This window comes from Microbacterium sp. TWP3-1-2b2, from assembly GCF_049896145.1.
Classification (GTDB): domain Bacteria; phylum Actinomycetota; class Actinomycetes; order Actinomycetales; family Microbacteriaceae; genus Microbacterium.
Window position 1 is genome coordinate 2,692,174 of record NZ_JAFCTS010000001.1, and the last position, 13,497, is coordinate 2,705,670.

The following is a 13,497-nucleotide window of genomic DNA, read 5'->3' on the forward strand; positions in this document are numbered from 1 at the left end:
CGACACCGTGTCAGCCGGAGAGCTCTGTTCGGGTTTCCCCTAAGAGGGCGCTCTGATCTGCTTCACTGAAGTCATGAGCGCACACGAGGGAGAACCGCACGGCGCGGGGCTCGGACAACGGCTGAACTGGCTGCGCGCCGGAGTGCTCGGCGCCAACGACGGAATCGTCTCCGTCGCATCTCTCGTCGTCGGCGTCGCCGGCGCGACCACCGACAATGCCGCCCTGCTGACCGCCGGCATCGCCGGTCTCGTCGGCGGTGCCGTCTCCATGGCACTCGGCGAGTACGTCTCGGTCAGCAGTCAACGCGACAGCGAGCGCGCCCTCATCAAGAAGGAGCGTGAAGAGCTGCGTACGATGCCAGATACTGAACTCGCAGAGCTTGCCGGTCTGTACCGCGAACGAGGGCTCAGCGATGAGACCGCGCTCAAGGTCGCAGAAGAGCTCACCGCGCACGACGCGCTCGCAGCGCACCTCGAGGTCGAACTCGGGATCGATCAGGAGGACCTGATCAATCCGTGGCACGCGGCTCTTTCCTCCGCGATCGCGTTCACGCTCGGCGCCCTCCTGCCGCTGCTGGCCATCCTGCTCCCCCCGCCGGAATGGCGAGTGCCCATCACATTCGCCGCCGTTCTCATCGCACTGGCAGTGACGGGCGCTGTTGCCGCCAGAATCGGCGGCTCACCGCCGCTTCGGCCGTCGATACGCCTCGTGCTGGGTGGCGCACTCGCGTTGGCTGCGACCTGGTTGATCGGCACGCTGCTCGGCACCGCCGGCGTCGTCTGACAAGAAAGGGACGGATGCCGCAGCATCCGTCCCTTTTCTTCGATCGCTGAGCGTGTCGACGCGTCAGTTCGAGGTGAAGCCGACGAGCAGTCCGCCGGTGACCTTGACGGCCAGGTTGTAGATTCCGGCGCCGACGGCGCCGAGCACGGTGACGACGATCAGGTTCAGGATCGATACGACCGCCGCGAACGCCATCACCTGGGGCAGCCCCATGAGCGAGGCGAGCGAGACGGATCCGTCTGTGATGTTGCCGACGAACTCGTCGGCCTGCGACATGATCCCGGTCGCCTGCAGCACGAGGAAGATCAGGAAGAACGAGACCATGGTCACGATCGCCAGCGCCACAGCGGCCAGGAACGAGAGCTTCACCGCCGACCAGAAATCGACGTAGACCAGGCGCAGGCGAACCTGCTTGCCGCCGGTCTTGCGCGTCGATTTCTTCGCCAGCTTGTCAGCTACTGTGCTCATACGTCGTTGCTTTCCTCAGGGGTCTCAGTGTCGGATTCCGCCTCGTCCAGTTCTTCGACGATGCGGCGCTCTCCGTTACGTGCGATGGCGAGGATCCGGTCCTTCTCGGACGTCCGGGCGAACACCACTCCCATGGTGTCACGGCCCTTGGCGGGCACCTCGGCCACGGCAGAGCGTACCACCTTGCCGCTGGACAGAACCACCAAGACCTCGTCGTCCTCAGACACGATCAGACCACCAGCGAGAGTGCCCCGATCGTCGTTGAGTTTGGCGACCTTGATACCGATTCCGCCTCGTCCCTGAACGCGATATGCGTCGACTGCGGTGCGCTTCGCGTAGCCGCCGTCGGTGACGACGAACACGAATGCGTCCTCGTCAGCGACGGATGCCGAGAGCAGGTTGTCCTCGCCGCGGAAGCTCATTCCCTTCACGCCGGCCGTGGCGCGTCCCATCGGGCGCAGCGCCTCATCCGTGGCGTTGAATCGCAGCGACATGCCGTGACGCGAGATGAGCAGGATGTCATCCGTGTTGTCGACGAGCAGCGCACTGACGAGCTCGTCCTCCTCCCGCAGGCGAATGGCGATGACGCCGCCCTGACGGTTGGTGTCGTACTCCGTCAGGCGCGTCTTCTTCACCAGACCGTCACGAGTCGCGAGCACCAGGTAATCCGCCACCCCGTAGTCACGGATGTCGAGCACCTGGGCGATGTTCTCGTCCGGCAGCAGAGCAAGAAGGTTCGCGACATGCGTGCCCTTCGCATCGCGCCCGGCCTCTGGCACCTCGTAGGTCTTCGTGCGGTACACACGACCCTTGTCGGTGAAGAACAGCAGCCAGTGGTGCGTCGTCGTGACGAAGAAATGCTCGACGATGTCATCGGCGCGCAACTGTGCACCCTTGACGCCCTTGCCTCCGCGGTGCTGCGAGCGGTAGTTGTCGCTGCGCGTGCGCTTGATGTAGCCGTCACGCGTGACGGTGACCACCATCTCCTCTTCGGCGATGAGGTCTTCCATCGAGACGTCGCCGTCGAATCCCTGCAGAATGTGCGTACGGCGGTCGTCCCCGAAACGCTCGACGATGCCCGTCAACTCCTCGCGGATGATGGTGCGCTGGCGCGCCTCATCAGCGAGGATCGCCTTGAAGTCGGCGATCTGCGCTTCGATCTCGTTGGCTTCGTCGATGATCTTCTGACGCTCGAGCGCAGCGAGTCGGCGCAGCTGCATCGCCAGGATCGCGTCGGCTTGGATGTCATCGATGTCGAGGAGCGACTTCAGGCCGGAGCGCGCCTCATCGACCGTGGGGGAGCGGCGGATCAACGCGATGACCTCGTCCAGCGCGTCGAGCGCCTTGAGATACGCGCGCAGGATGTGCATGCGTTCTTCTGCCTTGCGCAGGCGGAACGTGGTGCGACGCACGATCACGTCGATCTGGTGCGCGATCCAGTTCGTGATGAATCCGTCCAGCGCGAGCGTGCGGGGCACACCGTCGACGATGGCCAGCATGTTCGCGCCGAAGTTGTCCTGCAGCTGGGTGTGCTTGTACAGGTTGTTCAGCACGACCTTGGCGACGGCATCCCGCTTCAGCACGACGACGAGACGCTGACCGGTTCGATCGCTGGTCTCGTCGCGGATGTCGGCGATGCCGGTGATCTTGCCGTCACGGGCGAGGTCGCCGATCTTCACCGCGAGGTTGTCGGGGTTCACCTGGTACGGCAGCTCGGTGATCACGAGGCAGGTGCGGCCCTGGATCTCCTCTACGTTGACGACGGCTCGCATCGTGATCGAACCGCGACCCGTGCGATACGCCTCGTGGATGCCCTTGGACCCGAGGATCTGCGCGCCGGTCGGGAAGTCAGGACCAGGGATGCGCTGGATGAGCCCCTCGAGGAGCTCGTCGCGCGGCAGGTCGGGATTATCAAGGGCCCACAGCGCAGCATCCGACACCTCGCGCAGGTTGTGCGGCGGGATGTTGGTCGCCATTCCGACCGCGATGCCGACCGATCCGTTGACCAGCAGGTTCGGGAACCGGGCCGGCAGAACGTCGGGCTCCTGCGTCTGGCCGTCGTAGTTCGGCGAGAAGTCGACGGTCTCCTCTTCGATGTCGCGCACCATCTCGAGCGCGAGCGGAGCCATCTTCGTCTCAGTGTAACGGGGAGCCGCCGCGCCCATGTTGCCCGGTGAGCCGAAGTTTCCCTGGCCGAGAGCGAGGGGATAGCGCAGGGCCCACGGCTGCACGAGACGCACGAGGGTGTCGTAGATCGCCGTGTCGCCGTGCGGGTGATACTGACCCATGACCTCGCCGACGACGCGCGCGCACTTCGAGAACGACTTGTCCGGACGGTAGCCACCGTCATACATGCCGTAGATCACGCGGCGGTGGACCGGCTTGAGACCATCGCGCACGTCAGGCAGCGCGCGCCCGACGATGACAGCCATGGCGTAATCGAGATAGCTGCGCTCCATCTCGAACTTCAGGTCGACCTGGTCGATCTTGCCGTGCTCGTGGAAGGGAGTCGCGTCGGGGCGGTCTTCGTCAGTCATGTGTTTCTTTCAGTTCCGGTCGTCGCTCAGAATTCCCGCGGATCAGATGTCCAGGAAGCGGACATCCTTCGCGTTGCGCTGGATAAAGCCGCGGCGGGATTCGACGTCCTCGCCCATCAGCACGCTGAAGATCTCATCCGCGGATGCGGCGTCTTCGATGGTCACCTGGCGGAGGGTCCTGGTGGTGTGATCCATCGTGGTCTCCCACAGTTCCTTGGCGTTCATCTCGCCGAGACCCTTGTACCGCTGCACTCCGTTGTCCTTCGGGATGCGCTTGCCGTTGGCGAGTCCGTGCTTGAGCAGGGCATCGCGCTCGGCATCCGAGTACACGTACTCGTGCGGCTGGTTCGACCACTTCAGGCGGTAGAGCGGCGGCATCGCGAGGTACACGAATCCGGCCTCGATGAGTCCGCGCATGTACCGGAACAGCAGGGTCAGCAGAAGCGTCGTGATGTGCTGACCGTCGACGTCGGCATCCGCCATGAGCACGATCTTGTGATAGCGCGCCTTCTCGATGTCGAAGTCCTCGCCGATGCCTGTCCCGAAGGCCTGGATCATCGCCTGGACCTCGCGGTTGCCCAGCGCCTTGTCGAGACGGGCGCGCTCGACGTTGAGGATCTTGCCGCGAAGGGCGAGGATCGCCTGCGTGTGCGGGTCGCGACCCTGCACTGCCGACCCGCCTGCGGAATCACCCTCGACGAGGAAGATCTCACTGATGGACGGATCCTTGCTCGTGCAGTCCTTGAGCTTGTCCGGCATCGCGGCCGATTCGAAGACGCTCTTACGGCGAGCAGTCTCGCGCGCCTTCCTGGCGGCCATGCGCGCGGTCGCCGCGTCGATCGACTTGCGAATCACGTTCTTCGCTTGAGTCGGGTTGCGTTCCAGCCAATCACCGAGCTGGTCACCGACGACCTTCTGAACGAACGCCTTCGCCTCGGTGTTGCCGAGCTTGGTCTTGGTCTGTCCTTCGAACTGCGGCTCACCGAGTTTGATCGAGATGACGGCCGTCAGCCCTTCGCGCACATCATCGCCGGAGAGGTTGTCGTCCTTCTCCTTGAGCAGGTTGTTCGCACGGGCGTACTTGTTGACCAGCGTCGTCAGCGCGGCACGGAATCCCTCTTCGTGCGTGCCACCCTCGTGGGTGTTGATCGTGTTGGCGTAGGTGAAGACGTTCTCCGTGTAGCCGGTCGTCCACTGCATCGCGACCTCGAGAGAGATCTTGCGCTCAGTGTCCTCCGCCTCAAAATCGATGATCTCGTCGTTGACGACCTCCGCATGACGCACCCTGTTCAGGTACTCGACGTAGTCGACGAGGCCGCGCTCGTAGAGGAAGACGTCACCGCGCTGCTTGGTGACAGTGGTGCCCTCTTCTTCGACCTCGTAGGCCGATCCCTCTCGTTCGTCGCGCAACTCGATGCGCAGTCCCTTGTTAAGGAACGCCATCTGCTGGAACCGCGTGCGCAGGGTCTCGTAATCGAACTCGACGCCTTCGGTGAAGATCTCGGCATCCGGCCAGAATGCGATGTTGGTGCCGGTCTCTTCCGTCTCGGCCCCTTCGATGAGTCCTTGCTCCTGGGGCACGCCGCCGTTGGAGAAGCTGTGGTTCCACACGCGGCCCTGACGTTTGATCTCGACGTCGAAGCGCGTGGAGAGCGCGTTCACGACCGAAGAGCCGACGCCGTGCAGACCACCCGAAACCGCATACCCTCCGCCGCCGAACTTCCCACCGGCGTGGAGGATCGTCAGCACGACCTCGACACTGGACTTGCTCGGATCCGAAGAGTGCGGATCAACGGGGATGCCGCGGCCGTTGTCGACGACCCGCACGCCTCCGTCTGCCAGCAGCGTCACAAGGATCGTGTCGGCGTGACCGGCCATGGCTTCATCGACGGAATTGTCGACGATCTCCTGCACCAGGTGGTGCAGGCCGCGCGGTCCGGTCGAGCCGATGTACATGCCGGGGCGCTTGCGCACGGCCTCGAGACCCTCGAGGACCTGGATCTCATTGGCTCCGTACTCGCCCTGCTGCTTCTGCTTGGGGGCTGTGGTGCGCTCGGCTTCGGGGGTACCCCCGGTTGTCGATTCAGGCTCGTCAGCAGGGGTTTCAGGCGTCATCAGAGGTGATTCTCCACATCGATATCTCGAATCCCCAGTCTAGCGTGTCTGGGACCCGAAGATGTGGCTATACGGCCGTGTGTGGCCCTGAAATCGATCGAGGGGGCTTCATTGATGCCCTACCCGTAGGTATCGCGTGGACCGCGCCCTGGGACGGCTCTCGGGCCCCATTTCCAAGAGGGAACGTCCGGCCCGATGAAACGGAGGTTGTTCACACCCGCCTGCGGGTAGCGTCTGCCGATCTCTGTGAGGATGGTCGCGCGCATGAACTGCAGGTTCTTCGCCCAGGCCGTCGAATCGCATTTGACCGTCAGCATCCCGTTCTCCAGCGAGACCGGTTCGGAGTGCTTCGCCGTGTCAGAACCGGCGAGATCATCCCACTGGCGAACGAGATCCTCACGGGCCAGGGTGATCTCCCAGCCCGACTCCCGGCTGAGCTTGTCGAGCACCGCACCGAGGGCGCCGGGGTCGCGTCCGGGTGTGAACGGGGCGTTGTCATCGTCGTCGCGGATGCGCCGCTTGCGCTTCCAGGACGATGAGCTCGGCTTCAGTCCGCGAAGGCGCAGGTAGGTCGCGACGGTCTCTGGGGTGTCGGATGCCGCGTCACTCATCTGCTTCCTCCTCTGCACTTTCTTCGGCGCCGTCGTTATCGTCATCGAGAATCGTGCGGTCATCTGTGATCGTGCCCGCGTCGATGCGGACCACATGACGATGCAGCTCCTCTGGGATATCCTCCTCGACGGCGGCGGTCACCACCACCTGTTCATACCCGACCGTGAGGCCGGCCAGGCGCTGCCGGCGGTCGGCGTCGAGCTCGGCGAAGACGTCATCCAGGATCAGGACGGGGTCACCGGCGGGGGATTCCGCTCGCAGCAGTTCGGCGGATGCGAGCCGGAGTGCGAGTGCGACCGACCACGATTCGCCGTGCGAGGCATAGCCCTTGACCGGCAGACCGCGCACGCGCAGCAGCAGATCGTCGCGGTGCGGACCGACGAGCGTGAGTCCTCTATCGAGTTCTTGGGTGCGCTTCGCCTCCAATGCCACCCGGAACATCTCCGCGATCTCGCCGCGTGAGTCCGAGGATCCTTCTTCGCCTTCTTCCGGATCACCGCCACGCACCGACAGCGCCCACTCGATCTCCGGGGTGTGATCTTCGCCGGCGATCGCCGTGTACGCAGCGGCCAGCGGCTGCTGCAGATCAGTCGCAAGGCGCAGGCGCGCGTCGATGATCTCGGATCCGAGCGCGACGAGTTTGTCATTCCACACGTCGAGGGTCGCAAGTGCATCGCCGCGGATGCCACGGGCACGAGCAGACTTCAGCAGCGCCGTGCGCTGCTTGAGCACACGGTCATAGTCGCCGAGGACGCCGGCCATGCGCGGAGTGCGCTGGATGAGCAGTTGATCCGCGAAACGCCGCCGCGACGAGGGATCACCGCGGACGATCTGCAGGTCTTCGGGTGCGAACAGCACCACATGCGCGTATCGGGGAAGCTCGTTCGTCTTCGACGGCGACCCGTTTATGCGCGCTTTGTTCGAACCCTGTCTGTTGATCTGCACCTCGGCGAGCACCTTGCGCTCGCCGACCGAGAGTCGCGCTCGGATCACGGCGTATTCCTGACCGTCTCGGACCATCGGAGCATCCGACGACACCCGGTGCGAACCGAGAGTCGCGAGGAAGACCACCGCTTCTGCGAGATTCGTCTTGCCCTGACCGTTCCGCCCGACCAGCACGTTCGGTCCCGAGAGCAGGGCGAGTTCGGCGGTCGCGTAATTGCGGAAATCCACCAGACTCAGATGCTCCACGATCACGGGTTCACCCTATCTTCGGGCTCTGACACGGCGCCGGATGTCGGTCGCTGAGCCTGTCGAAGGGTCAGCGAAGCAGGAGGTTCGGCTGGAGGAGGTACTTGAACGAGTCGTTGCCTGCCTGGTCGACCGAGGTCTGGCTGGTGATGAGCACCGGGCTGAGCTTGTTGGCGTTGTCACTCGAGGTGAAGGTCACGCGCACGAACTCGCTCTTGACCGCACTGAGTGCCTCGGTCAGGTACTGCGGGTTCAGTCCGAGGGTGACGTCGTCGCCGCCCGATAGGTGCGCGTCGACCGACTCGGAAGCCCGAGCGTGCTCGCTGCCGGATGCGTCCATCGTCACGCTGTCGGAGGTGAATGTGAACCGCAGCGGAGCGGCACGATCCAGCACCAGCGCCACGCGACGGACGGCCTCGATCAGATCGGCGGTGTTGACGACCGCGTAGTGTTCCGTCTGCTCCGGGAACAGGCGTCGCACGGGCGGGAAATTGCCCTTGATCAGGAGAGAAGTGACGGTCTTGTTGCCGGCGGTGAACGCGATGATCTCGCGATCGCCCTGACCCGAGAACGCGACTTCGATCGTCCCGGCGTGGCCGAACGTCTTTCCGACCTCGGTCAGCGTTCGCGCTGGTACGAGCGCTGTCTGCTCCGGGGCATCGCCATCCCACGGCACGTCGCGAAGCGATACGCGATAGCGGTCGGTGGCGACAAGGCTCAGGCTGTGGCCGGATACCTCGAGCTGCACACCCGTGAGCACAGGGGTGACGTCGTCGCGAGATGCTGCGAAACCGACCTGCGCGATCGCCGTGCCGAAATCATCAGCAGGCACGACGCCCGATGAACCGGACACCTCGGGGATGGAGGGATATTCCTCGACCGGCATGGCTGCGAGCGTGAATCGCGCGGACCCACAGGTGACCGCGATGCCGCCGTCTTCTTCGACGGCGATCTCGATCGGAGCGTTCGGGAGCCTGCTGGCGATGTCGGAGAGCAGTCGTCCGTGCACGAGGATCGTGCCGGGGGTGTCGATCGTGGCTTCGATCGTCGTCCGCGCTGACGCTTCGTAGTCGAAGGCCGAGAGCGTGAGTCCCTGCTCTCCTGCTTCGATCAGGACTCCGGCGAGGATCGGCTGCGGGTTTCGCTGGGGCAGGAGCTTGACGACGAAGGACACAGCTTCGCTGAAGACATCGCGGTTGACCTGGAACCTCACGGGCGCTCCCTCGTCGTAATTACATGACCTGATGGCGTGGACCCACGTCAGGGGTTCCCATCGTATCCCCACAGCCGCGCTGCGCCATACGACGGGTTCTCACACCTTCGAGGTGATCGGATCGCTCTCTCAAAGGGTTAACTCCTTAACAGTGTTAACCGCTGTGGAAACTGTGGATAAGTCGGTGGATATCAATCGCGAGTAGGGAACTACACACGTGTGAGATGTGGAATCCCTGAGGAATCCGCACCAATACGGGGTGGTCTCATCACCGGCGTGATCCGGAGTTATCCACAGGATGCCGCGATCGGCACACATTCGTCCCGAACTCGGCATGCATTCATCCACAAGTTATCCACATGTGCAAACCGGCATTTATCGGATGCTCACCGGCACTGTCAACTCGACGAATGCGACCGGTTTGTCAGCGTCGACCGAGCTGAGTGGTGATCTCGGTGACCTGGTTGTAGATCGAGCGACGCTCCTTCATGAGCTCGCTGATCTTCTTGTACGCGTACATCACCGTCGTGTGATCGCGGTTGCCGAACAGCTGACCGATCTTGGGCAGCGACAGGTTGGTGCGCTCCCGGCACAGGTACATGGCGATCTGACGGGAGGTCGCGATCTGCTGCGACCGGCTCGACCCGTACAGATCGTCGACGGTGAGCTTGAAGTACTGTGCGGTCGCCGTGATGATGTCGGTCGGCGAGATGATGTTGTCCTCGGCCGTGTCGATGATGTCGCGCAGCACCGTCTGGGCGAGGGAGATGTCGAGGGAGGATCGGTTCAGACTCGCGAAGGCCGAGACACGGATGAGCGCGCCCTCGAGTTCGCGGATGTTGGATGAGACGACGGTGGCGATGTATTCGAGCACCTCGTCGGGGATGTGCAACGCCTCGCTCTGCGCCTTCTTGCGAAGAATGGCGATTCGAGTCTCGAGGTCCGGTGCCTGGACGTCTGTGATCAGACCCCACTCGAAGCGGCTGCGCATCCGATCCTCGAAGCCGGTGAGATGCTTCGGCGCGACGTCGCTCGTGATCACGACCTGCTTGTTGTGATCGTGCAGAGTGTTGAAGGTGTGGAAGAACGCCTCCTGCGTCTCCGCTCGTCCCTGCAGGAACTGGATGTCGTCGATGAGGAGGATGTCGACGTCGCGGTAGCGCGCTTGGAACGCGGAGCCCCTGTTGTTGGCGATGGAGTTGATGAAGTCGTTCGTGAACTCCTCGCTGGAGACATAGCGAACCTTCACCCCGGTGTACAGGGACTGCGCGTAGTCGCCGATGGCGTGAAGGAGGTGCGTCTTGCCGAGTCCGGAGTCACCGTAGATGAACAACGGGTTGTACGCCTTGGCCGGAGCCTCGGCGACGGCGACGGCCGCCGCATGCGAGAAGCGGTTCGACTGGCCGATCACGAAGTTGTCGAATGTGTACTTGGGGTTCAGACGTGATTCGTGCCGCAGCGGTGTCTGCTGTTCCATCGGAGACTCGGTACGCGAGACGTCGGCTCGGGTGAAGTCGCTGACCACTATCGGTGCAGTCGGCTGTTCGGCGAGCTCGTGGTTGACCACGACCCGGAACGAGGTGACCTCTTCGCCGAGGTGGGTGAGCGCCTCCATGATCGGCATCCGCAGACGCTTGTTGATCTGTGCCGCAGTGAGGTCGTTGGGCACATCGAGATACAGCGTCGCGCCCATGACGCCGGCGGGTACGACGAGGCTCAGGAATCCCTGCAACTGAGGGGTGACGCGGTCGTCGTGATCGAGAAGATCCGCCACCTGCGCCCAGATCGGAACGTCGGGCTGGGCAGGAGATGACATGGTGCTCCGGGCAATGGTTCGCGGAAGGTGGACCGATACGGCCTTTCCCCCTGTGGATAACTTCGGATGCCACGGTAGTCACCCGCGCTGTGAACGGCAACCTGCCTGTGGAAAACCGCGGGTGTGTTGCGCAGCCCGCGAGAGTCGAGGTTGTGGATAATTGCTGTGCGGAGTGTTGATGCTCGAACCGGTCGTGGCGTGGAGATTTGCCCTCTGCGCCGGTAAGACGTACCCTTAATCGGTTGACTTATGTCCGAAATCGGGCAGTTCCCTATGTCTCCGGTCGTACACATCCGGTGACAGCGTTCCCGGAGTGATCCCATGACCAAGCGTACGTTCCAGCCCAACAACCGCCGCCGCGCCAAGAAGCACGGTTTCCGCGCCCGCATGCGCACGCGCGCAGGCCGCGGCATCCTCTCGGCTCGCCGCGCGAAGGGCCGCACCGAGCTCTCGGCGTAAGCCTCGTGCTCGCCCGTCCGTTCCGACTGACGCGAGGCACCGACTACAGATCGGTGGTCCGTCGCGGTGTTCGGTGCGGGGGCGCCCGCGTCGTCACCTCGATGTTGACGACCGGTGAAGCACGTGAGCCCAGGTTCGGGTTCATCATCAGCAAGCAGGTGGGCACCGCTGTGATCCGCAACACCGTGCGTCGACGGCTCAAAGCCGTTTGTGCGTCGGCGATCACAGACGTTCCCGAGGGCACGGATGTCGTCATCCGTGCCCTTCCTGCTTCTGCGACTGCCACCTTCGCTGAGCTCGCGGCCGATGTGACCAGGTGTCTCGCCCGTCTGGATCGCGAGCGGGCGACGACATGAGCACGCTTCCGTCCTACGCCATGGGGTCGGGGCACTTGCACGGTGGAGACCTCCTTCGCAGCATCCCGCTCCTGCCGCGGAACCTTGTCCTGGGTTTCCTGACCGGGTATCGAACCGTGATCTCGCCGCTCTATGGAGACGTGTGCGCGTATTACCCATCCTGCTCGGCTTACGCTGTAGGTGCGGTGCAGCAGCACGGTGCAGTGAAGGGAGCGGTGCTCTCGGCATGGCGCATCCTTCGCTGCAACCCCTGGACCAAAGGCGGCGTCGACGACGTTCGCCCTCACGACCATTTCCGATACGACCTGACTGCTCGAGGTTTCGTCGTACCTTCCCGAAAGGACTGATCAGTGGGTCTTGACCTTCTGCTCGCCTCTGCGACACCGACACCGGATGCCGGTGGCGGTGGCTTCGACCTGCTGAGCACCATTCTGTGGCCGCTGAAGTGGGTTGTTGAGCTCATCCTCGTCGCCTGGCATTGGCTGTTCACCACCGTTGGGCTCCCGGAGGCATCAGGAATCACCTGGATCCTCTCGATCGTCGGCCTGGTCATCGTTGTTCGTGCGTCAGTATTTCCCCTGTTCGTGCGGCAAATCAAGAGCCAGCGCAAGATGATGGAAATCGCTCCTGAGATGAAGAAGGTTCAGGAGAAGTACAAGGGCAAGAAGGACCAGCTCTCTCGCGAGGCGATGAGCCGCGAGACGATGGCGCTGTACAAGAAGCACGGCACATCCCCGATGTCGAGCTGCCTGCCGTTGATCGTTCAGATGCCGATCTTCTTCGCGTTGTTCAGCGTGCTCAACGACGTTTCCAAGCACGCCAAGGCGGGTCTCGGTGGCGTCGGACTACTCAACCCGGAGCTCACAAAGCAGTTCTATGACGCCACGATCTTCGGTGACGTGTCGCTGCACGGGACGCTCGGTGACGCCGTCGACGCGCAGAACACCGTCGCAATCGTGCTTCTCGTCATCCTCGTCGTTCTCATGATCGGATCGCAGTTCTTCACCCAGCTGCAGATCATCTCGAAGAACCTGTCGCCCGAGGCCAAGACCGGCCAGGCGTACCAGATGCAGAAGATCATGCTCTACGTGCTGCCGCTCGGGTTCATCTTCTCGGGCATCTTCTTCCCGCTCGGTGTCGTCGTGTACTGGTTCATCTCGAACCTGTGGACCATGGCCCAGCAGTTCCTCGTCATCCGTGAGATGCCGACGCCTGGTTCGGAAGCGGCCAAGGCTCGCGAGGAGCGCCTGGCACGTAAGGGCAAGGCGATCGACTCCTCTGGCAAGGTCGTGCCGATGTCCGTTTACGAGGCAGAGCAGCAGCGTCTGCTGGATGAGGCCGAGAAGGCCAAGCAGAACGCACCGAAGCGCCAGCAGCCTGTGGGAAAGAAGCGCGCCAAGAAGAAGGGCCCCAACTCATGACCGGTGAGAACGTCGTCGAGCGCACCACCGATCGCTCGGAGCCCACTGTCGAGCAGCTCGAGCACGAGGGCGATGTCGCAGCGGACTTCCTCGAGGAACTTCTTGATATCGCTGACATCGACGGCGATCTGAACCTCGACGTGCGGCAGGGCCGGGCCTACGTCTCGGTTGACGCAGAGGGACAGGACATCTCCGTTCTCGCTGACCCCGACACGGTGCAGGCGCTGCAGGAGATCACCCGCCTCGCCGTGCAGAGCAAGACCGGTGCTTTCTCGCGCCTGATCCTCGATGTCGGTGGCTCCCGTGACGCGCGTCGCCGCCAGCTTGAAACGCTCGTGGATGCTGCGGTCGTGAAGCTCGACGAAGGTGCCTCACAGGCGTCGCTTCCTTCGATGTCGAGCTACGAGCGCAAACTGGTACATGACATCGTCGCCGACCGTGACCTGGTTTCGGAGTCGTACGGCGACGGGGCTGATCGCCACACGGTGATCCGTCGTCGTTGATGTTTCACGTGAAACATCGCAG

The 13,497-nt window shown here is 63.3% G+C and carries 13 protein-coding genes; 6 read left to right on the forward strand and 7 right to left on the reverse strand.

The features are described 5' to 3' along the window. Positions 1-73 precede the first annotated feature (73 nt). The gene (locus ACP7AR_RS13275; RefSeq protein ID WP_426186558.1) at positions 74-784 is read left to right on the forward strand and encodes a VIT1/CCC1 transporter family protein; all 711 of its coding nucleotides are present in this window, start codon (positions 74-76) and stop codon (positions 782-784) included. 63 nt (positions 785-847) lie between these two features. Here the strand turns inward: ACP7AR_RS13275 and ACP7AR_RS13280 are convergent, their stop codons facing one another. The 7 genes from ACP7AR_RS13280 to dnaA form a co-directional block, all read right to left on the reverse strand. Beyond that, complete coding sequence (locus ACP7AR_RS13280) at positions 848-1,252, reverse strand: DUF3566 domain-containing protein (RefSeq protein ID WP_307360399.1); 405 nt, start codon at positions 1,250-1,252, stop codon at positions 848-850. After that, on the reverse strand, positions 1,249-3,789 hold the full coding sequence (gyrA, locus tag ACP7AR_RS13285) for a DNA gyrase subunit A (protein WP_426186561.1): 2,541 nt from the start codon (positions 3,787-3,789) through the stop codon (positions 1,249-1,251). Before gyrA ends, ACP7AR_RS13280 begins: the two co-directional genes overlap by 4 nt. A 42-nt stretch (positions 3,790-3,831) precedes the next feature. Beyond that, positions 3,832-5,904, reverse strand: coding sequence for a DNA topoisomerase (ATP-hydrolyzing) subunit B (gene gyrB / locus ACP7AR_RS13290; protein ID WP_426186564.1), 2,073 nt, complete (start codon positions 5,902-5,904; stop codon positions 3,832-3,834). Between the two features lie 119 nt (positions 5,905-6,023). Beyond that, positions 6,024-6,515, reverse strand: coding sequence for a DUF721 domain-containing protein (locus tag ACP7AR_RS13295; RefSeq protein WP_426186567.1), 492 nt, complete (start codon positions 6,513-6,515; stop codon positions 6,024-6,026). Continuing rightward, positions 6,508-7,713, reverse strand: a complete 1,206-nt coding sequence (gene recF / locus ACP7AR_RS13300) for a DNA replication/repair protein RecF (protein ID WP_426186570.1) — start codon at positions 7,711-7,713, stop codon at positions 6,508-6,510. Before recF ends, ACP7AR_RS13295 begins: the two co-directional genes overlap by 8 nt. A gap of 64 nt (positions 7,714-7,777) precedes the next feature. Beyond that, positions 7,778-8,920 (reverse strand): DNA polymerase III subunit beta, encoded by a 1,143-nt coding sequence (dnaN, locus tag ACP7AR_RS13305; RefSeq protein ID WP_426186573.1) that lies wholly within the window; start codon positions 8,918-8,920, stop codon positions 7,778-7,780. A gap of 424 nt (positions 8,921-9,344) precedes the next feature. Next, the gene (dnaA, locus tag ACP7AR_RS13310) at positions 9,345-10,736 is read right to left on the reverse strand and encodes a chromosomal replication initiator protein DnaA (protein ID WP_426186576.1); all 1,392 of its coding nucleotides are present in this window, start codon (positions 10,734-10,736) and stop codon (positions 9,345-9,347) included. Between the two features lie 321 nt (positions 10,737-11,057). Here dnaA and rpmH point away from each other — a divergent pair, with 321 nt between their 5' ends. From rpmH to ACP7AR_RS13335, 5 genes are read left to right on the forward strand one after another with little or no spacing between them, the layout of a single operon-like run. Beyond that, the gene (gene rpmH, locus ACP7AR_RS13315; RefSeq protein ID WP_033105593.1) at positions 11,058-11,195 is read left to right on the forward strand and encodes a 50S ribosomal protein L34; all 138 of its coding nucleotides are present in this window, start codon (positions 11,058-11,060) and stop codon (positions 11,193-11,195) included. A 5-nt stretch (positions 11,196-11,200) separates the two neighbouring features. Next, the gene (rnpA, locus tag ACP7AR_RS13320) at positions 11,201-11,551 is read left to right on the forward strand and encodes a ribonuclease P protein component (RefSeq protein WP_426186580.1); all 351 of its coding nucleotides are present in this window, start codon (positions 11,201-11,203) and stop codon (positions 11,549-11,551) included. Between the two features lie 20 nt (positions 11,552-11,571). Beyond that, the gene (yidD, locus tag ACP7AR_RS13325; protein WP_426187753.1) at positions 11,572-11,898 is read left to right on the forward strand and encodes a membrane protein insertion efficiency factor YidD; all 327 of its coding nucleotides are present in this window, start codon (positions 11,572-11,574) and stop codon (positions 11,896-11,898) included. Between the two features lie 3 nt (positions 11,899-11,901). Beyond that, complete coding sequence (yidC, locus tag ACP7AR_RS13330; protein WP_426186583.1) at positions 11,902-12,972, forward strand: membrane protein insertase YidC; 1,071 nt, start codon at positions 11,902-11,904, stop codon at positions 12,970-12,972. After that, positions 12,969-13,475: a protein jag gene (locus tag ACP7AR_RS13335; protein WP_426186586.1), complete on the forward strand. Its 507-nt coding sequence runs from the start codon at positions 12,969-12,971 to the stop codon at positions 13,473-13,475. The genes yidC and ACP7AR_RS13335 overlap by 4 nt, the downstream gene beginning before the upstream one ends. Positions 13,476-13,497: the final 22 nt, after the last annotated feature.

Bases quoted from the DNA above. Each gene is read 5' to 3' on its own strand.
- ACP7AR_RS13275 (WP_426186558.1), top strand. From the start codon at position 74: ATGAGCGCACACGAGGGAGAACCGCACGGCGCGGGGCTCGGACAACGG.
- ACP7AR_RS13280 (WP_307360399.1), bottom strand. From the start codon at position 1,252: ATGAGCACAGTAGCTGACAAGCTGGCGAAGAAATCGACGCGCAAGACC.
- gyrA (WP_426186561.1), bottom strand. From the start codon at position 3,789: ATGACTGACGAAGACCGCCCCGACGCGACTCCCTTCCACGAGCACGGC.
- gyrB (WP_426186564.1), bottom strand. From the start codon at position 5,904: ATGACGCCTGAAACCCCTGCTGACGAGCCTGAATCGACAACCGGGGGT.
- ACP7AR_RS13295 (WP_426186567.1), bottom strand. From the start codon at position 6,515: ATGAGTGACGCGGCATCCGACACCCCAGAGACCGTCGCGACCTACCTG.
- dnaA (WP_426186576.1), bottom strand. From the start codon at position 10,736: ATGTCATCTCCTGCCCAGCCCGACGTTCCGATCTGGGCGCAGGTGGCG.
- rpmH (WP_033105593.1), top strand. From the start codon at position 11,058: ATGACCAAGCGTACGTTCCAGCCCAACAACCGCCGCCGCGCCAAGAAG.
- yidD (WP_426187753.1), top strand. From the start codon at position 11,572: ATGGGGTCGGGGCACTTGCACGGTGGAGACCTCCTTCGCAGCATCCCG.
- ACP7AR_RS13335 (WP_426186586.1), top strand. From the start codon at position 12,969: ATGACCGGTGAGAACGTCGTCGAGCGCACCACCGATCGCTCGGAGCCC.